The sequence below is a fragment of the Halorarum salinum genome, from assembly GCF_013402875.1.
Taxonomy (GTDB): Archaea; Halobacteriota; Halobacteria; order Halobacteriales; family Haloferacaceae; genus Halorarum; species Halorarum salinum.
The window spans coordinates 1,053,512-1,077,219 of record NZ_CP058579.1; the positions used below are offsets into that span (position 1 = coordinate 1,053,512).

Annotated in this window: 24 protein-coding genes and 1 pseudogene; 15 read left to right on the forward strand and 10 right to left on the reverse strand. The window is 71.1% G+C overall.

Annotated elements, in window-relative coordinates:
- Nucleotides 1-283: 283 nt before the first annotated feature.
- From HUG12_RS04975 to HUG12_RS04995, 5 genes are all read left to right on the forward strand, one after another.
- Entirely contained in the window at nt 284-3,799 is a 3,516-nt protein-coding gene (locus tag HUG12_RS04975; RefSeq protein ID WP_179267705.1) for a COG1361 S-layer family protein, read from the forward strand.
- On the forward strand, nt 3,796-6,303 hold the full coding sequence (locus HUG12_RS04980) for an efflux RND transporter permease subunit (protein WP_179267706.1): 2,508 nt from the start codon (nt 3,796-3,798) through the stop codon (nt 6,301-6,303). The genes HUG12_RS04975 and HUG12_RS04980 overlap by 4 nt, the downstream gene beginning before the upstream one ends.
- A 136-nt stretch (nt 6,304-6,439) precedes the next feature.
- On the forward strand, nt 6,440-7,453 hold the full coding sequence (locus tag HUG12_RS04985; protein WP_179270573.1) for a thiamine pyrophosphate-dependent dehydrogenase E1 component subunit alpha: 1,014 nt from the start codon (nt 6,440-6,442) through the stop codon (nt 7,451-7,453).
- A 128-nt stretch (nt 7,454-7,581) separates the two neighbouring features.
- The gene (locus HUG12_RS04990; RefSeq protein WP_321169774.1) at nt 7,582-8,565 is read left to right on the forward strand and encodes an alpha-ketoacid dehydrogenase subunit beta; all 984 of its coding nucleotides are present in this window, start codon (nt 7,582-7,584) and stop codon (nt 8,563-8,565) included.
- A 58-nt stretch (nt 8,566-8,623) separates the two neighbouring features.
- Complete coding sequence (locus tag HUG12_RS04995) at nt 8,624-8,884, forward strand: lipoyl domain-containing protein (RefSeq protein WP_179267708.1); 261 nt, start codon at nt 8,624-8,626, stop codon at nt 8,882-8,884.
- A 33-nt stretch (nt 8,885-8,917) separates the two neighbouring features.
- On the opposite strand, the gene corA is transcribed toward HUG12_RS04995, so the two are convergent.
- Both corA and HUG12_RS05005 read right to left on the reverse strand, forming a co-directional pair.
- Nucleotides 8,918-9,883, reverse strand: a complete 966-nt coding sequence (gene corA / locus HUG12_RS05000) for a magnesium/cobalt transporter CorA (RefSeq protein ID WP_179267709.1) — start codon at nt 9,881-9,883, stop codon at nt 8,918-8,920.
- Nucleotides 9,880-10,044 carry a hypothetical protein gene (locus HUG12_RS05005; RefSeq protein ID WP_179267710.1) on the reverse strand — a complete coding sequence of 55 codons (165 nt, stop codon included), beginning with the start codon at nt 10,042-10,044 and terminating at the stop codon, nt 9,880-9,882. The genes corA and HUG12_RS05005 overlap by 4 nt, the downstream gene beginning before the upstream one ends.
- Nucleotides 10,045-10,157: 113 nt before the next feature.
- Here HUG12_RS05005 and HUG12_RS05010 point away from each other — a divergent pair, with 113 nt between their 5' ends.
- Nucleotides 10,158-10,574: a hypothetical protein gene (locus HUG12_RS05010; RefSeq protein WP_179267711.1), complete on the forward strand. Its 417-nt coding sequence runs from the start codon at nt 10,158-10,160 to the stop codon at nt 10,572-10,574.
- Nucleotides 10,575-10,656: 82 nt separating this feature from the next.
- Here the strand turns inward: HUG12_RS05010 and HUG12_RS05015 are convergent, their stop codons facing one another.
- The 4 genes from HUG12_RS05015 to HUG12_RS05030 all read right to left on the reverse strand — a co-directional run bounded on the left by HUG12_RS05015 (nt 10,657) and on the right by HUG12_RS05030 (nt 15,169).
- Nucleotides 10,657-10,935, reverse strand: coding sequence for a DUF5808 domain-containing protein (locus HUG12_RS05015; protein ID WP_179267712.1), 279 nt, complete (start codon nt 10,933-10,935; stop codon nt 10,657-10,659).
- Nucleotides 10,936-11,065: 130 nt separating this feature from the next.
- Complete coding sequence (locus tag HUG12_RS05020) at nt 11,066-12,361, reverse strand: O-acetylhomoserine aminocarboxypropyltransferase/cysteine synthase family protein (RefSeq protein WP_179267713.1); 1,296 nt, start codon at nt 12,359-12,361, stop codon at nt 11,066-11,068.
- 111 nt (nt 12,362-12,472) lie between these two features.
- On the reverse strand, nt 12,473-14,533 hold the full coding sequence (locus HUG12_RS05025; protein ID WP_179267714.1) for a hypothetical protein: 2,061 nt from the start codon (nt 14,531-14,533) through the stop codon (nt 12,473-12,475).
- Nucleotides 14,534-14,929: 396 nt separating this feature from the next.
- Nucleotides 14,930-15,169: an anion permease gene (locus HUG12_RS05030; RefSeq protein WP_179267715.1), complete on the reverse strand. Its 240-nt coding sequence runs from the start codon at nt 15,167-15,169 to the stop codon at nt 14,930-14,932.
- Nucleotides 15,170-15,285: 116 nt separating this feature from the next.
- On the opposite strand from HUG12_RS05030, the gene HUG12_RS05035 reads away from it, so the two are divergent.
- The 6 genes from HUG12_RS05035 to HUG12_RS05060 all read left to right on the forward strand — a co-directional run bounded on the left by HUG12_RS05035 (nt 15,286) and on the right by HUG12_RS05060 (nt 20,805).
- Nucleotides 15,286-16,662: a nicotinate phosphoribosyltransferase gene (locus HUG12_RS05035; RefSeq protein ID WP_179267716.1), complete on the forward strand. Its 1,377-nt coding sequence runs from the start codon at nt 15,286-15,288 to the stop codon at nt 16,660-16,662.
- A gap of 75 nt (nt 16,663-16,737) precedes the next feature.
- Nucleotides 16,738-16,956 carry a hypothetical protein gene (locus tag HUG12_RS05040; RefSeq protein ID WP_179267717.1) on the forward strand — a complete coding sequence of 73 codons (219 nt, stop codon included), beginning with the start codon at nt 16,738-16,740 and terminating at the stop codon, nt 16,954-16,956.
- Between the two features lie 130 nt (nt 16,957-17,086).
- Nucleotides 17,087-18,301 carry a CBS domain-containing protein gene (locus HUG12_RS05045; RefSeq protein WP_179267718.1) on the forward strand — a complete coding sequence of 405 codons (1,215 nt, stop codon included), beginning with the start codon at nt 17,087-17,089 and terminating at the stop codon, nt 18,299-18,301.
- 148 nt (nt 18,302-18,449) lie between these two features.
- Entirely contained in the window at nt 18,450-18,881 is a 432-nt protein-coding gene (locus tag HUG12_RS05050; protein WP_179267719.1) for an archease, read from the forward strand.
- Between the two features lie 76 nt (nt 18,882-18,957).
- On the forward strand, nt 18,958-19,137 hold the full coding sequence (locus tag HUG12_RS05055) for a hypothetical protein (RefSeq protein WP_218836401.1): 180 nt from the start codon (nt 18,958-18,960) through the stop codon (nt 19,135-19,137).
- A gap of 231 nt (nt 19,138-19,368) precedes the next feature.
- The gene (locus HUG12_RS05060) at nt 19,369-20,805 is read left to right on the forward strand and encodes an RtcB family protein (RefSeq protein WP_179267720.1); all 1,437 of its coding nucleotides are present in this window, start codon (nt 19,369-19,371) and stop codon (nt 20,803-20,805) included.
- A 69-nt stretch (nt 20,806-20,874) separates the two neighbouring features.
- On the opposite strand, the gene HUG12_RS05065 is transcribed toward HUG12_RS05060, so the two are convergent.
- Nucleotides 20,875-21,024 (reverse strand): hypothetical protein, encoded by a 150-nt coding sequence (locus HUG12_RS05065; RefSeq protein WP_179267721.1) that lies wholly within the window; start codon nt 21,022-21,024, stop codon nt 20,875-20,877.
- A 163-nt stretch (nt 21,025-21,187) separates the two neighbouring features.
- Here HUG12_RS05065 and HUG12_RS05070 point away from each other — a divergent pair, with 163 nt between their 5' ends.
- The 3 genes and pseudogenes from HUG12_RS05070 (at nt 21,188) to HUG12_RS22020 (ending at nt 22,467) form a co-directional block, all read left to right on the forward strand.
- Complete coding sequence (locus HUG12_RS05070; protein WP_179267722.1) at nt 21,188-21,676, forward strand: DUF6789 family protein; 489 nt, start codon at nt 21,188-21,190, stop codon at nt 21,674-21,676.
- Between the two features lie 36 nt (nt 21,677-21,712).
- Nucleotides 21,713-21,952: pseudogene (locus HUG12_RS22015) on the forward strand (ZIP family metal transporter); the annotation flags it as partial.
- 71 nt (nt 21,953-22,023) lie between these two features.
- Nucleotides 22,024-22,467, forward strand: coding sequence for a ZIP family metal transporter (locus HUG12_RS22020; RefSeq protein WP_218836402.1), 444 nt, complete (start codon nt 22,024-22,026; stop codon nt 22,465-22,467).
- A gap of 14 nt (nt 22,468-22,481) precedes the next feature.
- Here HUG12_RS22020 and HUG12_RS21430 read toward each other — a convergent pair whose 3' ends face one another.
- From HUG12_RS21430 to HUG12_RS05085, 3 genes are all read right to left on the reverse strand, one after another.
- A complete protein-coding gene (locus tag HUG12_RS21430; RefSeq protein ID WP_218836403.1) occupies nt 22,482-22,661 on the reverse strand; it encodes a hypothetical protein in 180 nt (59 codons plus the stop codon).
- A complete protein-coding gene (locus tag HUG12_RS21435) occupies nt 22,658-22,924 on the reverse strand; it encodes a hypothetical protein (RefSeq protein ID WP_218836404.1) in 267 nt (88 codons plus the stop codon). Before HUG12_RS21435 ends, HUG12_RS21430 begins: the two co-directional genes overlap by 4 nt.
- Nucleotides 22,925-23,206: 282 nt before the next feature.
- The gene (locus HUG12_RS05085; protein ID WP_179267723.1) at nt 23,207-23,659 is read right to left on the reverse strand and encodes an Hsp20/alpha crystallin family protein; all 453 of its coding nucleotides are present in this window, start codon (nt 23,657-23,659) and stop codon (nt 23,207-23,209) included.
- Nucleotides 23,660-23,708 lie beyond the last annotated feature (49 nt).

A 23,708-nucleotide genomic window follows, 5' to 3' on the forward strand; every position in this document is an offset into this window, starting at 1 on the left:
TCGGTTCCGACCGGGTCACCCCCGTCGTCGCCCCCGGAACGAGTTCCGGTCGCGGCCGGGGACGTAAACGTCGTTAGATGGGGCTTTCGTGGCCGCTCCCGACGTTAGTCCGACCGCCATCCGCGACGGAAGCAGTCGCCGACTGGTAAGCCCTGCAGTACAATGCCGCAGGCACGTCGACTCCGTAAGCGTGGTTCCCTCCGACCTCGAGCGGCATCGGTCCCGGCGACGGGCGGACGACCGACGCGACCGACCGAGCGGCGGCCGGGTCGCGTGACCCCGGATGCCGTCCCCGCGACTCCTCCGGGCGCTCGTGGCCGCGTGCGTGGTGGCGAGCGCGACGCTCGGCGTCGTCGCCCCGGGCGCGCTCCCGTCGGTCACGGCGGGTGACGGTCCGGACCGGGAGGACGCCCCCTCCGCGAACGGTTCCGACGACGGGACCGAGACGAGGGAACACGGGGACCACTCGACCGAGACCCGGACGCGGACGAAGGGGACCGACGCGAGGAAAACGGGAACCCCGGGCGGGCGAGCGGGGTCCGACGAGCGGAGCCCCCGCGAGTCGACGCCGGGGGACGGCCGGACGCGGGCGCCCGGGACGGGACGATCGACGCCGGGAGCGGGACCGACGACGCCCGCGGACGGACGGACGCGGACTCCGGGCTCCGGGCCGACGACCGTCCCCGACGACGTCACCGTCGAGGGCGAGCCCGACCTCGCCGCGTTCGCCCCGAACGACACGGTCGCGCCGGGGGAGCGGACCCGGCTGTTCGTCCAGGTGTCCAACGGCGGCACCGTCGACGACGGCGGCCTGAACACGCCCCCCGAGGCCGAGCGACTGGTCACGACCGCGCGGAACCTCCGCGTCACCCTCGAGGAGGGCGACGCGCCCGTGGACGTGCGGACCGGCACCACGCCGGTGGGCGACCTCCCCAGCGGCTCGCTCGCCCGGGCGGGCTTCGGCGTCGTCGTCGACGAGGACGCGGAGCCCGGCGTCTACGAACTGGAGGTGACCCTCGAGTACGACTACACCGAGTCCGTCTCCGGGGACGAGCGCGACGACGAGTCGGAGACGGAGACGACGTCGGTCACGCTCGTCGTCGCGGAGGACCCTCGGTTCGAGGTCGTCGACGTGGACGACGACCTGCAGGTGGGCGAGTCCGGCGACGTCGAGGTCACCTTCGAGAACGTCGGCGAGGAGACGGTCCGGGACGCGGTCGTCACGTTCCGGTCGCGCAACGCCGACCTCCGGGTCGACACCGGATCGGAGACCGCGCGGTTTGCGGGGGAGTGGGAGTCGGGCGAGGAGAAGACGGTGACGTTCCGGGCCACCGCGGCGAACACCTCGGCCCCCCAGCGGTACGCCCTGGAGGCGACGGTCGCGTTCACCGACCGCGACGGGGTCCGACGGGAGTCGGGCCCGCTGGCGTTCGGCGTCCGCCCCGACGAGGAGCAGGCGTTCTCGCTCGACGACGTGGAGGGCGACCTCCGGGTCGGCGAGGACGGGACGGTGACGGGGACGGTCACCAACGAGGGCCCGTGGCCCGTCACCGACGCGGCCGTCCGCCTCGTCGACGAGGACGGCGACGTCGTCGCCCGGCAGTCGAGCGCCGCCCTCGGCGACCTCGACGACGGCGAGGAGGAGGAGTTCTCGCTCGCGGTGCGGGTCCCCCGCGACGCCGCGGCCGGCGAGCGACGGCTCTCGTTCGTCGTCGAGTACCTGAACCGCGACGGCGACCCCCGGAGCCGGTCGCTTCCCGGGACCGTCGACGTCGACGAGGCGCGCAACCGATTCGAGGTGACGAACGTCGAGGAGGACCTGCAAGCAGGCGAGACGGGGACGCTGACGCTGGACGTCGAGAACGTCGGCGACGAGGACCTCACGGACGCGACCGTGATCCTTCGTTCGCCCGACGAGGACCTCGAACTCCACTCGGGCGGCAACGGGGACCGGTTCGACGGTGGCAGCAACGCCTCCCGGTTCGTCGGCGACTGGGACGCGGGCGACGAGGAGACGGTGTCGGTCGAGGCGACCGCGGCGAACGGGACGGCCGGCCAGCAGTTCCCGGTCAGGGTGATCGTCAGGTACACCGACTCGGACGGCGACCGCCGGCGCTCGCGGCCGGTCCCGGTCGGCGTCACGCCGGACGACGAACAGGCGTTCGCGGTCGAGGGCGTGACCAGCACCCTCCGCGTCGGCGAGGAGGGCCGCGTGAACGGCACGGTGGCAAACGAGGGCCCGCGCGACGTCTCGGACGCGGTGCTCCGGCTGACGGACGCCGACGGGAACCTCGACCCGCGCGAGACGGCGGCGTTCCTCGGCGACCTCGACGAGGGCGACGAGGGGGAGTTCTCGCTGCCCGTCTCGGTGCTCGACGCCGCACAGCCCGGCGAGCGCCGGCTCACGGCCGTCGTGGAGTACGTCGACGACGACGGTGACCGCCGGACGAGCGACCCCCTCACGCTCGTCGTCGACGTGGAGAGCGCGAGCGACCGGTTCGTCGTCGAGTCGGTCCGCTCGGATCTCCAGGCCGACGACGCCGGCTCGGTCGTGCTGGAACTGACGAACCGGGGGAACCGGACGATAACCGACGCCACGGCGTCGCTGGCCTCCGAGAGCGGACAGCTCCGGGTCGGCGACGCCGTCAACGACACCCGGTTCGTGGGCGAGTGGCCGCCCGGGGAGACGCGGACGGTCAGGTACCGGGTGCGGGCCGCGAACGGGACCGGCAACCAGACGTTCGCGTTCCGCGCGACCGTGGAGTACGAGGACGGGGAGGGGCAGTCCCGGCGCTCGGACCCGCTCGCGTTCGGCCTCACGCCGGCCCCCGAGCAGTCGTTCACCGTCGACCCCGTCGGGAGCACCCTCCGCGTCGGCGAGGAGGGCAGGGTGACGGTCCGGCTGGCGAACGACGGCCCCGGGAACGTCTCCGGGGTCGCGCTCGAACTGGTGACGGACGCTCCGAACGTGAACGCCGTGGAGACGGAGGTCGCGGTCGGGGCCCTCGCGCCCGGGGAGTCGGCGAACCTCTCGTTCCCCGTCGAGATCGGCGAGAGCGCCGACCCCGGCAGCCGACAGCTCACCTACCGCGTCCGCTACACGGACGACGACGGCGACCTCCGGACGAGCGACCGGCTCACCGCCGACGTCCGGGTCGCCCCCGAGCGGGACCCGTTCGTCGTCGATCCGGTGGAGGCGACGGTGATCGTCGGCGAGGAGGGAACGCTCGCGCTCGAGGTGACGAACAACCGCGAGGTACCCCTGCGAGACGTCCAGGCGAAGGCGTTCGCCGACACCCCCCTGACGGTCGAGGACGACCAGGCGTTCGTCGAGTCGCTCGGGCCGAACGAGTCGACGACGATCCGGTTCGACGTGTCCGCGGGCCCGGAGGCGGGCCTCAAGACCTACCCGCTGTCGGTCGACTTCCTCTACACGACGCCCGACGGCGATCAGCGCCTCTCCGACCCGGTCGACCTCGGCGTGACCGTCGTCGAACCGCCGGACGACGGCCTCCTCGACCTGCTGCTTCCGCTCCTCGTCGTCGTCCTGCTGCTGCTGGTCGCGCTGTGGCTCCTCCGGCGTCGGCGTCGCGGCGACGAGGCGGAAGGCGAGGGAGAGGGGGAGAGGGAGGCCGGGGAGGAACCCGGGTCGGAAGGTGGACCGGGCGAGGAGGGGGACGAGTCGGCCGGCGGTGACGGGTCGACGGGCGACTCCGGATCGACGGGCGGGGGCGGCGGGGAATCCGGATCGACGGGCGAGGGCGGCGGGGAGTCCGGGTCGACCGGCGGGGGCGCATGAGCCGGTTCCGTCTGCTCCTGGACGCCGTCGACGACCTGATCGTCGAGCGCCCGGCGGTCGTGGTCCTCGCGTTCCTCGTCGTCACCGGCGGGTTCGCCGTGGGCCTCGGGAACGTCTCGACGGAGGCGGGCACGAGCCAGTTCACCGAGGACCTCCCCGCACAGCGGGCGTTCGAGACGGTCGACGAGAAGTTCACGCCGTCGTTCGGACCGGACACCGGCACAACACAGCTCATCCAGTCGAACCGGAACGTGCTCGCGAAGCCGTCGCTGCTGCGGATGCTCGAGGCGCAGCGACGGCTCGAGGAGCGCCCCTCGCTGCGGGTCGTCTCGACGCGGAGCGCCGCCTCGACGGTCGCGAGCACGCTCGACCCGAACGCCACGACGACCGACCAGCGGATCGAAGCGGTCGAGGGGGCGACGGCGTCGGAGATCGACGACGCGGTCCGCACGGCCGCGGGGAACGCGTCGTTCGAGAACCAGTTGAGCGACGACTTCAACCCCTCGGCCGCCCGCGCGACCGGGACCGTCGCCGTCGTCGAACACGAGGTGCCGGCGGGCGTCTCGGCGCAGGCGGGCGCCGACACCGCCAGCCCGCTGTCGAGCATCCAGCAGCGGTCCCGGCCGGTGGTCGACTCCGTCGGCGGCGACGTCCGGGTGTTCGGGTCGGGCATCGTCTCGGCCGAGTTCGAGAACGTCGTCTTCGACTCGCTGATACTCGTGCTCCCCGCGTCCGTCGGGCTCATCCTCCTGTTCCTGATCGTCGCCTACCGCGACCCGGTCGACCTGCTGCTCGGCGTGTTCGCGCTGGGCGTCACGCTCGTGTGGACGTTCGGCTTCGTGGGGCTCGCCGGCATCGCGTTCTCCCAGATCCTCATCGCCGTCCCGCCCCTGCTGCTGGCCGTCGGCATCGACTTCGGCATCCACAGCGTCAACCGCTACCGCGAGGAGCGGGTCGAGGGGCGGGACGTCGAGGCGTCGATGTCGCGTGCGAGCCGCCAGCTGCTGGTGGCGTTCTTCATCGTGACGGGCACGACGGTCGTGGGGTTCCTCTCGAACGTCACCAGCGGCCTCGCGCCCATCAGGGAGTTCGGCGCCGTCGCGGCGGTCGGCATCACGTTCACCTTCCTCATCTTCGGCGTCCTCCTCCCGGCGACGAAGGTGCTCAGCGACCGGGCGCGGGAGCGTCGGGGCCTCCCCGGGTCGAGTCGGCGCCCCATCGGCCTGTCGGGGTCGGTGCTGGGGGCGGTGCCGGCGCTGGGGATGGGCGTCGCCCGGCGCGCGCCGGCGGCGTTCCTCGCGCTCGTGGTCGGTCTGTCGCTCGTCTCGGGGGCGTACGGCCTCGGCGTCGACACCACGTTCGCCGAGGAGGACTTCCTGCCGCCCGAGGAGACGCCGGCGTACCTCGAGGACCTGCCCGAACCGTTCCGGCCGAGCGAGTACACCGTGACCCGCGACGTCAACTACCTCGACGAGGAGTTCACGGCCGCCCAGGGGGAGACGGTGACCGTCTACGTCGAGGGTCCGATGACGAGGGACTACGCACTGGAGTCGTTCGACCGCGCCGCGCGGGACCCGCCCGACTCGTTCGTGACCGACGGCCGCGACGCGGAGGTGCGGAGCATCCGCACCGTGATCCGGGCCCACGCGAACGAGTCGGACTCCTTCCGGCGGCTGGTCGACCGGAACGACGTCGACGACGACGGCGTCCCCGACGACGACCTCGAGGAGGTGTACGACGCGCTGTTCGACTCGCCCGCCGGCGACGAGGCCCGGGGGTTCCTGACCGAGGACCGCCGGGCGGCCCGGGTCGTCTACACGACCGAGGCCGGCGCCTCCCAGGGGGAGGTGACCGAGGACGCCGAGGCGGTCGCCGACCGCTACCGGTTCGAGGCGACCGCGACCGGCGAGACCGTCGTGTTCCAGGAGGTGACGGACGTCATCCTCGCGTCCGCGATCCGCAGCCTCGCGCTCGCGCTCGCGGCGACCGCGGCGTTCCTCGTCCTCGTCTACTACGGCCTCGAGGGGGAGCCCTCGCTCGGCCTGGTCAACCTCGTCCCCATCGTCGTCACCGTCACCCTGCTGGCCGGGTCGATGCGGGCGCTCGACCTGCCGTTCAACGCCCTGACCGCGACCATCCTCTCGATCACGATCGGGCTGGGGACCGACTACTCGGCCCACGTGGTCCACCGCTTCGCCGACGAGTACGACGGGACCGGGGACGTGTTCGGCCCGCTCGAGGCCGCCGTCCGCGGCACCGGCGGCGCGCTGACGGGGAGCATGCTCACGACCACGACCGGCATCGGCGTCCTCGTGCTCGCGGTCACGCCCATCCTCGGCCAGTTCGGCGCGCTCACGGCGCTGTCGGTCCTCTACTCGTACCTCACCGCCGTGCTCGTCACGCCGTCGCTGGTCGTCGTCCGGGAGGGCGTTCGCTCCTCGGGGTCGTCGTCGACCGACCGGCCGACGCTCGGGAGCCTGCTCGACCGTGCCGACTCCCGCTGAGCGCCGCCGCCCCGACGCAGCGAGCGTCGCCGTGACCCGCGCGGCGGCGTTTCGGCGAATTCATTGCAAACTTTCATGACCGATGGTGCGGTAACTGTCACCGTACCCCATGATAAGCGAGTGTACCCTCACGTCGATGTACGACGACATGGTGACGGCGCGGCGCTACGAGGAGCGCCTCCAGGAGGAGTACCTGGAGGGAAAGCAGCCGTCGTTCGACATCTCGGCGGGCCCCATCCCGGGCGAACTCCACCTCGCGGCCGGCCACGAGGCGTCGGGCGCGGGCGTGTGTGCACACCTGCGCGACGACGACACGGTCACCGCGCCGCACCGGCCGCACCACGTCGCCGTCGCGAAGGGCGTCGACCTGAAGCGGATGACCGCCGAGATATTCGGCCGCGAGACGGGCCTGTGCCGGGGGAAGGGCGGACACATGCACTTGTTCGACCCGGACGTGAACTTCGCCTGCAGCGGCATCATCGCCGAGGGGTGCCCCCCGGCGGTCGGCGCGGCGATGGCGGCGAAAAAGCGGAACACGGACGCCGTCGCCGTCGCGTTCCTCGGCGAGGGCGCCATCGACCAGGGCGGGTTCTTCGAGTCGCTCAACCTCGCGTCCGTCCACGATCTCCCGGTCGTGTTCGTGATCGAGGACAACGACTGGGCGATCAGCATGCCCAAGGAGCGGGTCACGGACGTCGAGAACGGCGCGGACCGCGCCGGCGGCTTCGACCTGCCGGGCGTCCGGGTGGACCACGACGACGCGGTCGCCGTCCACGAGGCCGCCGGGGAGGCGGTCGGCCGCGCCCGCGACGGGAACGGCCCGACCCTGCTGGAGGTGCAGGTCCACCGCCGGATGGGTCACTTCATGGGCGACGCGGAGGGCTACCGCCCCGACGCCGACAGGGAGCGGGCGGAGGCCCGCGACTCCGTCGAGCGCATCGAAGCCGACCTGGCCGACTACGGCGTCGACGACGACGAACTCGCGGCGATCCGCGAGCGGGCCGAGTCGCGCGTCGAGGAGGCCATCGAGTGGGCGAAGGAGCAACCGGAACCCGACCCGGGTCAGGCGTACGAGGACGTGTTCACGAATCCGGTAGGGGGCGCGGCGGCCACGGACCCGTCCGCCGGGGCCGCGGGGGGTGACGACTGATGGCGACCGAACCCGAGGCGGACGCGGAGGCCGACGCGGAAGCGGGAGCCGAGGCCGAACCGGAGACCGAACCGGGAGCGGAGAGCCAGCCCGAACCGGGATCGACGGCGACGGGCCGCGAACTCACGATGAGCAGGGCGATGGTCGAGGCCGTCGCCGCGGAGATGCGCGCGGACGAGGAGGTGTTCGTGATGGGCGAGGACGTCGCGGACTACGGCGGCATCTTCGACAGCACGGAGGGCCTGCTCGAGGAGTTCGGCCACGACCGGATCATGGACGTCCCCATCAGCGAGACCGGGTTCATCGGCGCCGGCGTCGGCGCCGCGCAGGCCGGGATGCGCCCCATCGTCGAGCTGATGTTCGCGGACTTCTTCGGCGTCGCGATGGACCAGATCTACAACGGGATGGCGAAGAACACGTACATGAGCGGCGGCGCCGTCTCGGTCCCGATGGTGCTCACGACCGCCGTCGGCGGCACGTACAACGACGCAGCCCAGCACTCCCAGACGCTGTACGGAACCTTCGCGCACCTGCCCGGCATGAAGGTGGTCGTCCCGAGCACCGCCTACGACGCCAAGGGGCTGATGCACACCGCCGTCCGCGACGACGACCCCGTCGTCTACATGTTCCACAAGCGGCTGATGGGCCTCGGCTGGATGCCCGCGCCGCCCGGCCCCAAGACCGCCGTGCCCGAGGAGGAGTACACCGTCCCCTTCGGCGAGGCGGACGTGAAGCGCGAGGGCGGGGACGCGACGGTCGTCACGCTCGGCCTCCACGTCCACCGGGCGCTCGCGGCGGCCGAGGACCTCGCCGAGGAGGGGATCGACGCCGAGGTGATCGACCTCCGGACGCTCGTCCCGCTGGACGAGGAGACGGTCCTGGAGTCGGTCGGGAAGACCGGCAGGCTCGTCGTCGTCGACGAGGACTACCGGTCGTTCGGCGTCACGGGCGAACTGATCGCGCTGGCCGCCGAGTCGAACCTCGACGCCCTCGACGCGGTCGAGCGGGTCGCGATGCCCGACGTGCCCGTCCCGTACGCCCGCCCGCTGGAGGAGGAGGTCAACCCCGACAGCGAGGCCGTCGCCGCGGCCGTGCGCTCGGTGGTCGAATGAGCGGGCGCCGGGGCGCTCGGGAGAGTGCGGGACGAGCGGCTCGACGGGCCGGGCGACGATGAGCGGCGCGCTCGTCGAGGTGGACTCGGCGGCCGTCTGGCCCGACGACGCCGAGGACGTCGAGGAGGCCGTCGTGGCGAACTGGTTCCTCCCGGAGGGCGCTGCGGTCGAGTCGGGCGACACCCTGTGTGAGATCCAGATCGAGAAGGTGAGCGTCGACGTGCCGGCGCCGGCGGCGGGCGAACTGGTCGAGCGCGTCGTCCCGGAGAACGGGGAGTTCCGGCGGGGCGACGTGCTCGCGCGCATCCGGGCGGAGTAGGGGAAACGGGTCCCCCTTCGACCCGTCTCGTCCCTACAGCCACCCCTCGCGCCGGAAGTACGCCGTGAGGACCAGCGCGACGGCCGCCATCCCGAGCATCGTCGCGTAGTAGGCGTACGGCCACGACAGCTCCGGCATCGTCTCGAAGTTCATCCCGAACACGCCGGCGACGAACGTGAGCGGGAGCACCACGGTGGCGACGACCGTGAGCCTGCGCATCACCTCGTTGGTCGACTGCGAGAGCGTGTTGAGGTAGATGTCCCGCGCGCCCGCCGTCAGGTCGCGGTACGTCTCGGTCAACTCGACCAGCTGTACGAGGTGGTCGTACACGTCGCGGTAGTACTTCTCGGTCCCCGGGGTCACGTGGTCGGCGTCGCCGCGGTAGAGCGCGTTCACCGCGTCGCGGGAGGGCCACACCACCCGCCGGATGGAGAGCAGTTCCCGCCGCAGGTCGTTGATGACCGGGAGCGTGTCGGGGTCCGGTTCCGCGAGCACGCGCTCCTCGACGGTCTCGATGTCGTCCTCGACCTCGTCGAGCAGGGCGAAGTAGCCGTCGACGACCCTGTCGACCACGAGGTAGCCGAGGAAGTCGGGGCCGGCGGCCAGCGCCCGGCGCTCGTCGCCGGCGACCCGGTTCCACACCTCCTCGACGGGCGGAACGGCCTCGGTCGTCAACACGAGGAGCCAGTCGTCCCCGAAGAAGATCCCGACCTGCCGGGTTCGGATCTCCTCGAGGAACGTCGTCTCGCCGATCCGGAAGCGCGCGGCCCTGACCAGCAGGAACGTGTACTCCTCCAGCACCTCGGTCTTGGGGCGCACGTCGTTGTGCACGTCCTCGACGTGCAGCGGGTGGACGCCGAAGCGCTCGGCGGCCGCTCCCAGCTCCCCGGGGTCGTCGGAGGCGACCCATACACACGTCGTCCCCGGCGCGTCGATGGCCGCCTCCGGCCGCTCGAAGGCGTCCGCGCCCTCGGGGGTGTACGACAGCGAGCGGATCACGCCCGCTCACCCCGCCCGTAGGACACCGCCACGAGCGCCAGGCCCGCCAGCAGTCCGACGATGCTCGCCTCGCGCCCGGGGTACGGCGCCACGACGCCGACGACGTAGCCGACGAGCGAGAGCGCCGTCAGCGCCGCCGCCGCGAGGAACGTCCGGTCCATGCGCCGGCCATGCACGCCGGGGGCGTAACCGTTCGGGCGCGTGATCCGACGCGCCGACCCGGCCTCGCGGCCGCGGCCAAAAGTACAGGCCGCCGGGCCCCCTACTTCGACGCATGGCCTCCGACGAGTCGTCAGCCGAGCCCGAGCTCACCGAGACCGAACGCGACGCGCTCCACGCCGCACAGCTCGGCATCGAACACGTGTACCGCGCGTACGGCGACCTGCTCGGCTGTCACCACCGGACCGGGCACGCCATCGACAAGTTCGCCGAGGCCGAGGTCCTGCTGCGCGAGGCCGGCCACGACGAGTTCGCCGACGAACTCAGGGACCACCTGCTTCCGGCGGGCGCGATCGAGGACCGCTGGACGTACGAACTCGTCGAGGCGTTCCGGGAGGGGTTCGTCGACGAGGCGGAGGCGTTCGAGTCGACGCTCAGGGAGGACCTCGCGGACGGGCGCAGGCACATCACGGAGCGGGAACAGCAGCGCCAGTGGCGCGAGCGCGCCCGGTCGGACGACTGGGGGCGGTGACGAACGGACGACGACCGGCGTCGCTACCTCGCGAAGGAACTGGATGCGCTGCCACGATGCGGGTCGCCGGGCGCGACCCCGGCTAGTCGTCGTCGACGATGACCTCGACCGGTCCCTCGTCGGCCTCCATCCCCTCCGCGTCGCCGCCGCTCCGCTCCTGGAAGAGGAGCGCCCCGGCGACGACGAGGACGGCCCACGAGCGCCAGTTCGCGAGGTTCAGCGTGTAGCCGATGCCGAACGGCTTCTCCACGAGCATGCCCTCCCCGGGCTGCCAGTACGAGTCGAGGAGCCGCTTGACGCTCGGCCGCTCGAAGTTGTAGGGGACGCCGAACAGTTCGCCTGACTCCGGTTTGCCAGCCATGCGGGAGTGTACAGCACCGGGTGATAAATCGTTTTGGCCGTCGGTCACCCGCCGACCCGGTGGGAGACCGGGTCGGCAGGCGGTCGGGTCGGCGTGCGACCGGGTTCCGTGGCGACCGGCCCGGTGACGCCTACGTCGCGGCGTCGATGGCGGCGTCCAGGTCGGCGAGGACGTCGGCGGGGTCCTCGATGCCGACCGAGATGCGGACGAGGTCGTCGGTGACGCCCGAGGCCTCCTTCTCCTCGGCCGAGAGCTGCTGGTGGGTGGTGCTCGCCGGGTGGATGATCAGCGTCTTCGCGTCGCCCACGTTGGCGAGCAGGCTCGCCAGCTCGGTCGACTCGACGGTCGCTCGGGCGGCCTCGTAGCCGCCCTCCAGCCCGAAGGTGATCATGCCGCCGTAGCCGCCCTCGAGGTACTCGCTGGCGGCCTCGTGGGTCGGGTGCGACTCGAGCCCCGGGTAGTTCACCCACGAGACGTCCGCGTGGTCCTCGAGGTACTCGGCGACGATCATCGCGTTCTCGCAGTGGCGGTCCATCCGGAGCGGGAGCGTCTCCAGCCCCTGGATGGTCTGCCAGGCGTCGAACGGCGCCTGCTGGTTGCCCAGGTCGCGCAGGCCGCGGGCGATGGCGGCGTAGGTGAACGCCGCCTCGCCGAACGTCTCCGCGAAGTTGACGCCGTGGTACGCCGGGTTGTCCTCCGCGAGTTCGGGGTACTTCTCGGCGTGGTCGGCCCACGGGAACGTGCCGCCGTCGACGACGACCCCGCCGACGGTCGTCCCCGAGCCGTGGAGCCACTTCGTCGTCGAGTTCCAGACGAGGTCCGCGCCGTGCTCGATCGGCCGGCAGAGGTGGGGCGTCGCGAACGTGTTGTCCACGAACAGTGGGACCCCGTGGTCGTGGGCGATCTCGGCGACCCGCCCGATGTCCGGGGTGTCGAGCGCGGGATTTCCGATCGTTTCGAGGTGGACGTAGGCGGTGTCGTCGTCGATCGCCGCCTCGTAGGCGTCGTAGTCCAGCGTGTCGACGAACCGGGTGGTGATGCCGCGTCGCTCGACGGTGTGGGTGAAGTACGTGTACGTGCCGCCGTACAGCGACGAGGCGGTGACGACGTTGTCGCCCGCCTCCGCGAGCAGGAAGGTGGTGAGGTCGAGCGACGCCATCCCCGAGGCGGTGACGGCGGCCCCGACGCCGCCCTCGAGCGTGGCGAGCCGTTCCTGGAGCGTCTCCAGCGTCGGGTTCATCAGCCGGGAGTAGATGTACCCCGGCTCCTCGAGGGCGAACTGGGCGGCCGCGTCGTCGGCGTCCTCGAAGACGTACGACGTGGTCTGGTACAGCGGCGGCGCCCGCGCCCCGGTCGCGGGGTCGGGCTCCTGGCCGGCGTGAAGCGAGTCTGTCGCGATCGAACGGTCGGTCTCGTCGTCACCCATGCAGGCACGTACGAGTCAAGTGACATTAGCGTGGGCGTGACTGGTGAGCCTTGCCGGCGTCCGTGACGCGAGCGGCCGGTCCCGAGGATCTTCCCCGCCGGCGTCCCGCGATCAGTCCCGCGTTCTCCCCAGCGTGCGCCGCGCCGACTCGCGGACGAGGTCGGCGCTCGCCTCGCGCTCGCCGTGGTACTGCTCGCCGTTGAGGCGAACGACGTAGTCGTCGTCGGCGAGGAGCGCCAGCACGTCCTCGGTCGAGTGCACGTCCGCCTGCGCGACCGCGTTGCCGACGAGGTGGTAGGTGTCCTCCGGGTTCTCGTTGCGCACGCGGGTCACGCTGCCCACCGGGACCGTCTCGACCACCGGGGCGTAGCGGACGACCTCGTGCTCGTCCGGCGACAGCGAGCGGACGTTCGCCTCCAGCGTGACCACGCCGTGCTGCCTGCGGACGAGCGCGTGAGCCGGCTTCCCGAAGAACCGGAAGGGGGGCTCGAGCTCCGCCAGCGCCGCGCTCCGCTCGACGCTCACGCCGACGACGAGCGAGGACGCGAACCGGCCGAGTTCGCGGACCGCGAGCGGCCGGTCCGCCGTCATCCCGGCGACGGTCCCGTGCTCGACCAGCGCCGCCTCGGCAGCGGGGTCGAGCGGCGCCCCGACGGCCGCCACGGCCGGGCTCTCGCCGGTCGAGCGGACCGCGTCGAGCAGGTCGTCGGGACCGAGTCCCGGGGCCGGTTCGTAGTAGAGGAGGTCCGGGCGGGTCTCGAGCGCCCGTTCGACCGCTCGGGCGTCGGCGGCGGCGACGACGTCGACGTCGGCCGCGCGGAGTCGGGACTGGCGGGCGTCCGCGACGTACTCGCGGAGGCGCTCGGCGCGGTCGGCGGTGGCGGCGAGGAACGCGGCCCTCACGTCCGGCGGTTCGACGATGGTCCGCCGGCGGGCGTTGCGGAACGCCTCCGGGAGGAGCCTGACGGCCCCCTCGGGCGCCCGCTCGGCGGTCGTCGCCCGGACCGGCGCCGGCACGTGGGACCGTTCGTCGGGCGACGACGGCGACGCCCCGGTCGACGGCTCCGGGTCCGCGCCGTCGGCGACGCGGATCGGGGTGAGCGAGTCGAGCAGCGACGGCAGCAGTTCGGCGTCCGCCGGGTCGGGCCGGAGGGTGGGGACGTACGGCCACCCGGGGAGGAACGGTTCGAGCAGGTCGGCGTCGACCTCGAAGTACTCGATGAGCCGTTCGGAGGTCGAGGCGTCCGCGAGGTTCGGCGGGTAGAACGGCAGCCGCGGCGCGAGTTCGTCGTACTCGTGGCGCGGGAGCGAGTAGTAGCCGCCGATGCGGACCAGCGAGTCGAACAGGAGACACCGGCCGAGCAGTTCCGCCACGCGATCCTCGAGGGACCGTCGGATGCGCACGAGCGGTTCGACGTAGCCGTTCCCGAGGTGGAGCCGTCGCCGCCGCCCCGCCACCACGTCGGCGCCGAGGTAGAAGACGAGGGGTGCGACGCGGTAGAGGTCGGCGTAGGTCGCGGGCACCTCGACGGTGACGCCGGTGGTCGGCGTCGAGAGCCCGTCGGGGACGTGGAGGCGTTCGCCGCGCTCGATGGCCGGCGGGTGTCCCCGGAGCGTCGGCCACGAGCGCTCCGGGGAGAACTCCTTGATCGAGGACGCGAGCGCCGGGAGCGCCTCCAGCAGGGCGTCCGGGTCGTCGGGGACGGTGACGGTCGCCCCCGGCCTGCCGTGGATCGAGCGCGCGCCGACCTCGATCCGCGCCGGCGCGTCGAACGCCACGTCGAGGGGCGCGTAGTCGAGGTTCGCGGAGCGGTACGAGGCCGTGAACGAGGCGTCGACGATCCGGACGTACGCCTTGACGCTCCCCTGCACGTCGAGGTAGTAGGTCCCCCGGGAGAACTCGCGCGGGGTCGACGTCAGTTCGCCCAGGTGCTCGCCGCGCTCGTCGCGCACGTGCAGGGAGGAGTGGGCGCCGACGGCCAGTTCGCGGGTCGTCACCCCGACGGCGTCGTCGACGGGGAAGGGGAATCGGCGGGTCGAGGCCCGTTCGACCCCCTCGTGGTCGGGGACGGTCAGGTCGAGCTGCTGCGTCTCGAGTTCGTCCCTGACGCGTATCGTGTCCGCCGACGCGACGAAGGTGATCGGGTCCTCGTAGTCGCCGGTGAACGTCACTGTGGGGTACTGTCGGGTGGACGAATTTGAAGCTGGCGGACGGGGCGCTTCGGCTGCTACGGACGACGCCGCTCGCTGTACGGGGAAGCGTTCACGCCCGACGTCGAGGAGCGGGCCATCGAAGGATAGACAGTAATATTATATGAATTCGTAACGATCTGCTAGAAAACCATTCCTGATGGATATGATTGTGCGTGAAGTGACCGATAAAAACTCGATTAACGTGGATGATTCGAATTATACTCCATTTTTCGATTCGGAAAACGACAAAAACGAGATTATGGCGGGCTACGTCTCTATCCTTGTACGGATGGCGATATACCTGTCATAGAGAAAAGACGGCCTGCTCGTGGGCCGCCCCAGCCGATACGACGGCTGCCGTCGAGCGTCCCGGCGTCACAGACTCCGGACGACCGGGACCCACGCGCGCGTCATCAGCGTCAGGAACGCGATGCCGAGCAGGTTCACCCAGAAGCCGACCCGGGCCGGCCGCGGGATGGAGAGGCACCTGCTGCCGAACACTACGCCGTTCGGCGGCGTCGCGACCGGGCGCATGAACGCGAACGAGGCGGCCACGGAGACGGTAACCAGGAGGATCGGCGGCGACACCGCGAGCGGCGCGCCGAGGCTCGCCATCACGGGTCAGCCGCACGGATGGGGCCACGAGGAGCCAACCCCGTTCCCGTCACGAGCGCCCCGCCCCGGGAACTATAGACGAGCGAGCCGAGAGTTCGGCTAGAGGCGACCCGACAATGACGCAGCCGACGTTCGGGAGCGTATCGGCCGAGGAGCTGGCGCTCTTCACCGACCTGTACGAGTTGCGGATGATGCAGGGGTACCTCGAGTCCGGCCACGACCCCACCGTGACGTTCGACCTCTTCTTCAGGTCGCTCCCGCCGGACCGGGGGTACGTCGTCGCCGCGGGGCTCGAACAGGCCATCGCCTACCTCGAGACGCTGTCGTTCGACGACGGGGCGCTCTCGTACCTCGCGGACCTCGGCTTCCCCGGGGCGTTCCTGGCCTCCCTCGACCGGTTCGAGTTCACGGGGGACGTCCGCGCGCTGCCCGAGGGGACCGTCGCGTTCCCGAACGAGCCGCTCGTGGAGGTGACCGCGCCGATCTCCGAGGCGCAGCTGTTCGAGACCGCCCTGATAAACCAGGTCGGGTTCGGGAGCCTGATCGCCACGAAGGCCGCACGGATGCGCGAGGCGGTCGCGGCGTCCGGCGACGACCAGTCGCTCGTGGACTTCGGCTCCCGCCGGGCCCACGGGATCGACGCCGGGTTGAAGGCGGCGCGCGCGGCGTACGTCGGCGGGTTCACGGGCACCTCGAACGTCGCCGCCGGCCGGGCCTTCGACCTCCCCGTGTTCGGGACGATGGCCCACTCCTGGGTGCAGAGCTTCCCGACCGAACGCGAGGCGTTCGAGGCGTTCGTCGAGGTGTACGGCGAGGACTCGGTCCTGCTCGTGGACACCTACGACACCGTCGGCGGCGCGCGAACGGCGATGGCGGTCTCCGAGGAGATGGGCGTCGACGTCGCCGGCGTCCGGCTGGACTCCGGTGACCTCGTCGAACTCTCCAGGGAGGTGGCGAAAGTGGTCGAGGACGCGGGGATCTTCGTCAGCTCCGGGATGGACGAGTACGGTATCGAAGCGTTCCTCGCGGACGGGGGCGTCGCCACCGGCTTCGGGCCCGGGACCGCGCTCGTCACGAGCGAGGACGCGCCGTCGCTCGATGCGGTGTACAAGCTCGCGGCGGTCGAGCGGGACGGCGAATCCCGGCCGAGCACGAAGCTCTCGCCCGGCAAGGTGACCTACCCCGGCCGAAAGAGCGTCCGTCGGGTCGAGCGGGACGGCCGGTTCCGGCGCGACGTGCTGGCGCTCCGCGGGGAGGACGTGGAGGGGGACGAACTGCTCGTCGACGTGTTCGAGGACGGGTCGCTCGTGTACTCGCCCCCGCCGCTCGCGGAGATCCGGGACCGGACGCGTGGCCAGGTGACGGCGCTTCCGCGTGGGACCCGCAGGCTCCGGGACCCCGAGGCGTACCCGGTCGAGATCAGCGACGGCCTCCGGTCGACGACCGAGGCGGTTCGGGCGGACCTGTCGGCTCGATACCGAGAGGACCGGTAGTTCGGCGGTCGACTGACACCCCGCGCCCGGCCAGCGACCGATTTTACGTCGTCCCGGCGCCAAGGTGACGTCGCCATGCTCCAGTATCACGAGGCGAAAGCCGACGACGACTTCGACTACGGCGTCCTCACGTATCTCGACGCCGACGACGAGGCGGTGACGGCCGAGGGGTACCTCGCGGGCGACGTGCTGGGCGGGACCGACGAACCCGTGGCCGTCGTCGCGGAACCCGAGCGCACGATCCAGGTCCCGTTCCGCCGCGTCGTCCGGATCCGCTATCCGACGGGGGAGTGACCCCTTCCTCCCGGGAGCAGTTCGGGGCCGGCGGTGAACCCGACGTACCTGCGCCGTCGCCGCGTCCGGGTCGGGGGTGGGCGAAGATTGAACCCGCTGGTGACCGTATCGACGGGACTGTGAGCGGCAAATGAACATCAGAGACATCGTCTCGACGGAGTTCGAGACGCTCGACGGTGACGCGCGCGCGTCGGAACTGGAGGGCACCCTCCGCGAGACGGGGGCCAAGGCCGTGGTCGTCACCGAGGACGGCGAGTACGAGGGGGTCGTCACGCCCGCCCGGTTGAACTCCGCGCATCTGGACCCGGACGCGAAGGTGCGCGGACTGGTCTGGCACGTCGGGAAGGTCGACGTCGACGACGACGTGCGGCGGGTCGCGCGGCTGATGGTGGGGAGCAACGCGACGGTGTTACCCGTGTTCGACGGCGACGACCTGCGCGGCGTGATCACCGCCGAGGCGTTGCTCGCGGAGGTCCAGCCGTACCTCCGGGTGCTCTCGGTCGAGGACGTCTACTCGGGCGAACTCGTCTCGATCTCCCCGGAGACGACGCTGGGCGAGGTGCTGCACACGCTCCGGGAACGGCGCATCACGCACCTCCCCGTCGTCGAGGGGAGCGAGGCCGTGGGGATCGTCAGCATCTACGACGTCCTCGAGTTCACGACCCGGGAGATGCAGCGGGGACAGGGCGGCTCGCCCGCCCGCGAAGTGCAGACCGGCGGCGGCCGATCACACGGCGGGTTCGGCGAGCGAGCCGGCGACCTCGACCGGATGCTGGAGCTCCCCGCGGAGGACGTGATGACGACGCCGGTCGAGACGACGACCCCCGACGAGCGACTCGACGCGGCCGTCGGGACGATGCTGGACGCGGGAATCTCGTCGCTGGTCGTCACCGTCGGGGACGACCCGGACGGCATCGTCACCGTGACCGACGTCCTCCGGTCGCTCACGTGGACCGACGACGCGCGCCTCCCCGTCCAGATCACGAACGTCGACCTCCTGGACGACATCAACCGGGAGGGGGTCTCCGAACTGATCGAGGACGTCACCCGCAAGTACGGCGACCTGAGCGTCCTCGAGGCGAACGTCTACCTCCACGAGCACGACGAGACGCTCCGCGGGACGCCGCTCATCATGGCGCGCATCCGCCTGTTCACCGATCGGGGCCACTTCGTCGGGACGGGGGAGGGGTACGGCGCGAGCCACGCGTTACACCTCGCCCGCAACGTCCTCGAGCGGTCGCTCCTCAAGGGCAAGGAGTACGGCCGCACCAAGAAACATCCCCCCGAGGAGGAGTGGTCGAAGGTGTTCGGCTGGTGGCTGACCGGGTCGACGCGTCGGCGGTAGCCGGCGGGACCGGGCCGCAGGCCGACGATCGCCGACGGACCGGGTCGCGCTCCGACCTCGGTCCCACCGAAACGACGATTACGCGGTGGGCCGAATCACGCGTGGTGGACCGACCGGCCCGCACCGTCCGGGCCCCCACGACGGATCGATGAGCTACGAACTCATGGAACACCCCGCCGACGTCGGATTCCGGACGACCGGCGGGACGCTCGACGAGGCGTTCGCCGAGGTCGTCAGGGCCGTCTCCGACCTCGTCGGCGCGAACCCGACGGGCCGGCCGTCGGTGGCGCGGGAGGTCGACCTGGAGGCGCGGAACCGCGAGGCGCTCCTCTTCGATTTCCTGGACCGGTTGATCCTGTTCCAGGACGTCGAGGACGTCGCCGTGACCCACGCGGACCCCCTCGTGATCGAGGAGAGCGGGAGCGGCTACCGCCTGTCGGCGACCGTCCACGCGACCCCAATCCCGTCGGAGGAGCCCCTGCTGGACCTCAAGGCGCCGACCTACAGCGGGATGCGGATCGAGCGGGACGACGACGGGAGGGGTGGCGACTGGACGATCGAGGCGGTCCTGGACGTGTGACCCCGGAATCGACGGCCGCGACGCCCGAGGAGGAACCCCCCTGCAATACGACGAGATCGACCTCGGAGTTCGGGACGTGAACGGACGGAACGTCGTCGAGATCGACGGCTACCACCGCGTACAGCCGGGGTCGAAGCCCGCCGAGTACCGACGGGTCGTCGTCGACCTCCTGGAGGAGCAAGCCCGCAAGCTCGCGGAGCAGTTGACGGACGTCGTCGCCGAGTGGGACGCCGAACCGTCGGCAAGCGAACCGTAGGCGACGTCGGGGCGACCGACGGCCGCCCGCGCCGGGGTCGCCCTTTACGGTACTCGCCGGCGTACCAGCGGGTAGGCGCATCGCCAGCCGATCGCCGGTCGCCGGACGGAACCGATTCACGACGGTCGGTGCTCGCGGCGGCGGACGGAACGACGACCCTCGTGCCGGGACCGTCGGGGGCCGACCGGGCACGGGGGACGACCGGCGAGAACACGGAATGACAGTTCGACCATGACAGAAGGGACCCAACTCGCGGAAGTCGCGGAGAACGTCTACGAAATCCCGAGACGGGACGACATGCGCGTCCCGGCGCGGGTATACGGATCGGCCTCGTTGATCGAGGAGATGCGGGCCGAGGGCGATCTGACGCTCTCGCAGATCCGGAACGTCGCCACGCTGCCGGGAATCCGGAAGTTCGCGCTCGTCCTGCCCGACGGCCACCAGGGCTACGGGTTCCCCATCGGCGGCGTCGCCGCGGTCGACCTCGAGGACGGGGTGATCAGCCCGGGCGGGATCGGCTTCGACGTCAACTGCGGCGTCCGGGTGCTCCGGACCGACCTGACCGCCGACGACGTCGACGGGAGCGAGGCCGACCTCGCCGATCTGCTCTACGAGGCGATCCCGACCGGGCTCGGGAAGGGGGGATACCTCGACACCGACCTGGGGGACGTGCGGGAGATCCTCGAACGGGGACTCGGCTGGATGCACGAGAACGGGTACGCGACCGAGGCGGACCTCGCGCACTGCGAGGAGAACGGCCGACTGCCCGGCGACGCGGGCAAGGTCCCCGCGGAGGCGCTCACGCGCGGCGTGAACCAGGTCGGCTCGCTGGGGTCGGGCAACCACTTCCTCGAGGTGCAGCGGGTGGCGGAGCTCCACGACGCCAAGACGGCGGCGGCCTACGGCCTGCGGGAGGACCAGGTCGTCGTCATGATCCACTCGGGCTCGCGCGGCCTCGGCCACCAGACGTGTACCGAGTACGTCCGCAAGTTCGAACGGGGCTACCCCGGAATCGCCGACTCGCTCCCCGACAGACAGCTCATCTACGCGCCGCTGGGCGAGCGACTGGCCGACGACTACTGGGCGGCGATGAACGCGGCGGCCAACTTCGCGTGGGCGAACCGCCAGGCGATGACCCACGCCGTCCGGGCCGTCCTCGGCGACCGGTTCGGGGACCCCGCCGTCGAGTTGCTCTACGACGTGTGCCACAACATCGCCAAGCGGGAGCGACACGCCGTCGACGGCGGGCAGACGGAGGTGCTCGTCCACCGAAAGGGGGCGACGCGGGCGTTCCCGGCCGGCCGGCCGGAGGTCCCGGCGGCGTACCGGGAGGTGGGCCAGCCCGTCCTCATCCCCGGGAGCATGGGGACGAACTCGTACGTCCTCGCCGGGGGCCCGCGCTCGCTCGACCTGACGTTCGGCTCCACGGCTCACGGCGCCGGTCGGGTGATGTCACGGACGCGGGCGAAGTCGGAGTACTCCGCCGGCGAACTCCGGCGGACCCTCCGGGGGGAGGGGATCTACGTGAGGGCACGCTCGGGCGGTACGCTGACGGAGGAGGCCCCGGGCGCGTACAAGGACGTCGACGAGGTCATCCGCGTGAGCGACGCGCTCGGGATCGGAACGAGGGTCGCCCGGCTGCGCCCGATGGCGACGATCAAGGGGTGAACCGTGGGATCGACGGGGTGGGACTGGAGGGTCCGACCGGTGATTCGGCCCGCCCCGTGACGCCGATGCTCACTCCCGATCGAGCGCGTCCATCCGTTCGTCGAGCCGTTCGATCGCCTCGTGCAGGCCGTCGAGTTGCCGTGAGATGGACTCTCGCTCCCCTGGCCGGAGTTCCTCCCCCCTCGTCCGACGTCCGCTGCAGGTACTCCGGTTGGTCACACCACGGACACGGGCGACCGCGGTGATGGTACGGACAGGTACAGTGGTGGTGCCAGTGGGGCATTGCTCGTCGAGATAGGTCGCCGAGGGGGATGAAACTACAGGACGCTCTCTGGACGGAGTACCGGTGTACCCTTTTGACCGATACCGCCGAACGTGGACTATGGACCCGGTCCGGAGTAGCCTCGGTGGCGGGATCGTCGCGGCCGTCGTACTGCTCGTCCTCCTGCTGGCCGCGGATCAGGTTCTCGTCGGTGCGGACCTCTTCGTGTTCGCGACCTTCACGAGCCTGTGTGCCGTCGGCGGGGAGCCGTACTGTGCACTCGGCAGCGGCACGGAAACGCTTCTGACGTACCTCTGGTTCTTCGCCCTGTTCGCGCTCGGGTGGCCGCTCCTCTTCGGTGGCTTCACCTGGGGGCTCCCCGGCGAGTCGGGTTCGACCCACGGCGCGGTGTTCGGTCTCATCCTGTGGGTCGGCTTCGTCGCCGCCGTCCTCTACGGGTTCGAGAGAGGGGAGCCGACGTTCGCGGAGGACGCCCTGTTCTTCGCCGTCACGCTGCTCGCGTACCTGGTCTACGGACTCGTCCTCGGCGGGACGTACGACTACCTCGCCGGACACCGCACCTTCCTCTCGGAGGAGGTGCCCGCGTAGATAGTTCGTGTCACGATTGCTCGTGGTGTGAGACGGATGGGACCGCTCGGCTGGATCGTCGCGGCGACGGTCGGTGTCAGCCTCATCGCGTGGATCGGCGCCCTCACGCTGTTCCTGCGGGAGGAGCTCCTGGATGCGATGCTGCTGGCACTCGTCGCGCTCGCCGCCGGCAGCCTCGTCGGGGGTGCGTTCTTCCATCTCATCCCCCGCGCGATCGCCGAGGCGGGGGTGGACGACACGCTGCCGCCGTTCCTGTGGCTGCTCGGCGGATTCCGTCTCTTCTACGTGCTCGAACAGTTCCTCCACTGGCACCACCACTCCGCGACCCACGAGCACGAACCCGTCTCGTGTCTCGTCCTGATTTCGGACTCGCTGCACGACTTCGTCGACGGGCTCGTCATCGCCGGCGCGTTTCTCCTGAACGTTCAGCTCGGCCTGGCCACGACGCTGGCGATCGCGTTACACGAGGTCCGCAGGAACTCGGGGACTTCGGCGTCCTCGTCTACGGCGGGTTCGAGCGGCGCCGCGCGCTCGTCCTCAACTACCCCACGCGGGCGTCCGTCGTCCTCGGCGGGGTAGCTGGCTACGTCCTCGACGACGTCGTCACCGGCCTGCCGACGGTCCTCCTCCCGTTCGCCGCGGGCAACTTCATCGACATCGCCAGTTCCGATCCGACCCCCGAGATCAAACACGAGACGGACGTCCGTCGCTCGAGCCTCTACTTCCTCGCGTTCCTCGTCGGCATCGGGTTCATGCTCGCCATTCGGCTGTTGCCCGGAACGACGGAATGACCGCCGCCGTCCCCTCACGCTCGACCGGCTCTGTGGACGTCCTCGAGGACGTCCAGGAACCGCCGGTTCGCTTCGGGCCGTGCGGTCGTGACGCGCACGTAGCCGGGACCGAGCCGTGGGTCCTCGAGCGGTCTGATGAAGATACCACGGTCCTCGAGCGCGGACGCCACGTCGCTCGCGTCGTACGGGCTCACGTCGGCGAGGAAGAAGTACGTCTCCGACGGGAACGTTCGGACCCCGCGTTGACGTGTAGGTTCCGTTCGGGAACGCCGAGCGTCTCCGCGAGCAGGCTCCGGAGCGGCTCGGAGTGCGGTTCGGTGTAGTAGTTGCTCCGCGGTACCTCGCGTGTCGCTGCCTCGATCGCCTCCTCGATCGGCGGCAGGGGGTTCTCACAGAGCAGGAGTCTGATCCCCTCGAAGCTACCGCCTCCCTTCTCGACCGTCGACGGGTCGCTCATACCGTCCACCAGGCGCTCCGGGACGATAGGTGCTCGTTCGACGCCCGTCGGAGCCACCCCGAGGTCGCCGCAGACAGCTATCGAGTTCCTGTGAGACGGCCCAGTCGCTCTCGCCCACTGCCTCACGCGTTCCGGCGCGCGACACGTCGGGCGGAAGCGTACGCTGCCCGCTGGTGGCCGTCGTCCTCCTCACCCGTGACGGTGCGCTCGGGGACGATACACCCGGGACGGCACCCGAGGGAGCCGGAAAAACGGGCGGCTGGGGCCGTCACCCCACCCCGTTCACTCGACCTCGACGTCGACGCTGTGGGCCTCCTCGGCCTCGCGTTTCGGGAGGGTGACGGTCAACACCCCGTTCTTCATCCGGGCGGTCACGCCCTCCGTGTCGACCTCGTCGGGGAGCCGGATCGACCGCCGGGCGGTCTCGTGGCGCCGCTCGTGTCTGAGGTACCGTTCCTCCTCCTCGTCGACGCGCTCCTCGTGTTCGGCCTCGATCCGGAGCGTGTGGTCCGTGACCTCGATGTCGACGTCGTCGCCCTCGAAGCCGGGCAGGTCGACGGTCACGACGAACTCGTCGTCGTGCTCGGCGAGGTCCATCGCCATCGATTCGGCCTCCGAGGACCACCGGCCGAGGGGGCCTTCCTCCCCCCACATCCTGCTCGTCTCCTCGAACTGCCGGTTCATGCGCTCGAAGAATCGCTCGAGCTCCTCGAACGGGTTGCTGCGTGCACTCATGTCTGAACCCTCGACGTGGAGTTCGACCGCAAGGAAGAAAAATAGCGGG

Bases quoted from the DNA above. Each gene is read 5' to 3' on its own strand.
- HUG12_RS04975 (WP_179267705.1), top strand. From the start codon at position 284: ATGCCGTCCCCGCGACTCCTCCGGGCGCTCGTGGCCGCGTGCGTGGTG.
- HUG12_RS04980 (WP_179267706.1), top strand. From the start codon at position 3,796: ATGAGCCGGTTCCGTCTGCTCCTGGACGCCGTCGACGACCTGATCGTC.
- HUG12_RS04985 (WP_179270573.1), top strand. From the start codon at position 6,440: ATGTACGACGACATGGTGACGGCGCGGCGCTACGAGGAGCGCCTCCAG.
- HUG12_RS04990 (WP_321169774.1), top strand. From the start codon at position 7,582: ATGAGCAGGGCGATGGTCGAGGCCGTCGCCGCGGAGATGCGCGCGGAC.
- HUG12_RS04995 (WP_179267708.1), top strand. From the start codon at position 8,624: ATGAGCGGCGCGCTCGTCGAGGTGGACTCGGCGGCCGTCTGGCCCGAC.
- HUG12_RS05005 (WP_179267710.1), bottom strand. From the start codon at position 10,044: ATGGACCGGACGTTCCTCGCGGCGGCGGCGCTGACGGCGCTCTCGCTC.
- HUG12_RS05010 (WP_179267711.1), top strand. From the start codon at position 10,158: ATGGCCTCCGACGAGTCGTCAGCCGAGCCCGAGCTCACCGAGACCGAA.
- HUG12_RS05015 (WP_179267712.1), bottom strand. From the start codon at position 10,935: ATGGCTGGCAAACCGGAGTCAGGCGAACTGTTCGGCGTCCCCTACAAC.
- HUG12_RS05020 (WP_179267713.1), bottom strand. From the start codon at position 12,361: ATGGGTGACGACGAGACCGACCGTTCGATCGCGACAGACTCGCTTCAC.
- HUG12_RS05030 (WP_179267715.1), bottom strand. From the start codon at position 15,169: ATGGCGAGCCTCGGCGCGCCGCTCGCGGTGTCGCCGCCGATCCTCCTG.
- HUG12_RS05035 (WP_179267716.1), top strand. From the start codon at position 15,286: ATGACGCAGCCGACGTTCGGGAGCGTATCGGCCGAGGAGCTGGCGCTC.
- HUG12_RS05040 (WP_179267717.1), top strand. From the start codon at position 16,738: ATGCTCCAGTATCACGAGGCGAAAGCCGACGACGACTTCGACTACGGC.
- HUG12_RS05045 (WP_179267718.1), top strand. From the start codon at position 17,087: ATGAACATCAGAGACATCGTCTCGACGGAGTTCGAGACGCTCGACGGT.
- HUG12_RS05050 (WP_179267719.1), top strand. From the start codon at position 18,450: ATGAGCTACGAACTCATGGAACACCCCGCCGACGTCGGATTCCGGACG.
- HUG12_RS05060 (WP_179267720.1), top strand. From the start codon at position 19,369: ATGACAGAAGGGACCCAACTCGCGGAAGTCGCGGAGAACGTCTACGAA.
- HUG12_RS05070 (WP_179267722.1), top strand. From the start codon at position 21,188: ATGGACCCGGTCCGGAGTAGCCTCGGTGGCGGGATCGTCGCGGCCGTC.
- HUG12_RS21435 (WP_218836404.1), bottom strand. From the start codon at position 22,924: ATGAGCGACCCGTCGACGGTCGAGAAGGGAGGCGGTAGCTTCGAGGGG.
- HUG12_RS05085 (WP_179267723.1), bottom strand. From the start codon at position 23,659: ATGAGTGCACGCAGCAACCCGTTCGAGGAGCTCGAGCGATTCTTCGAG.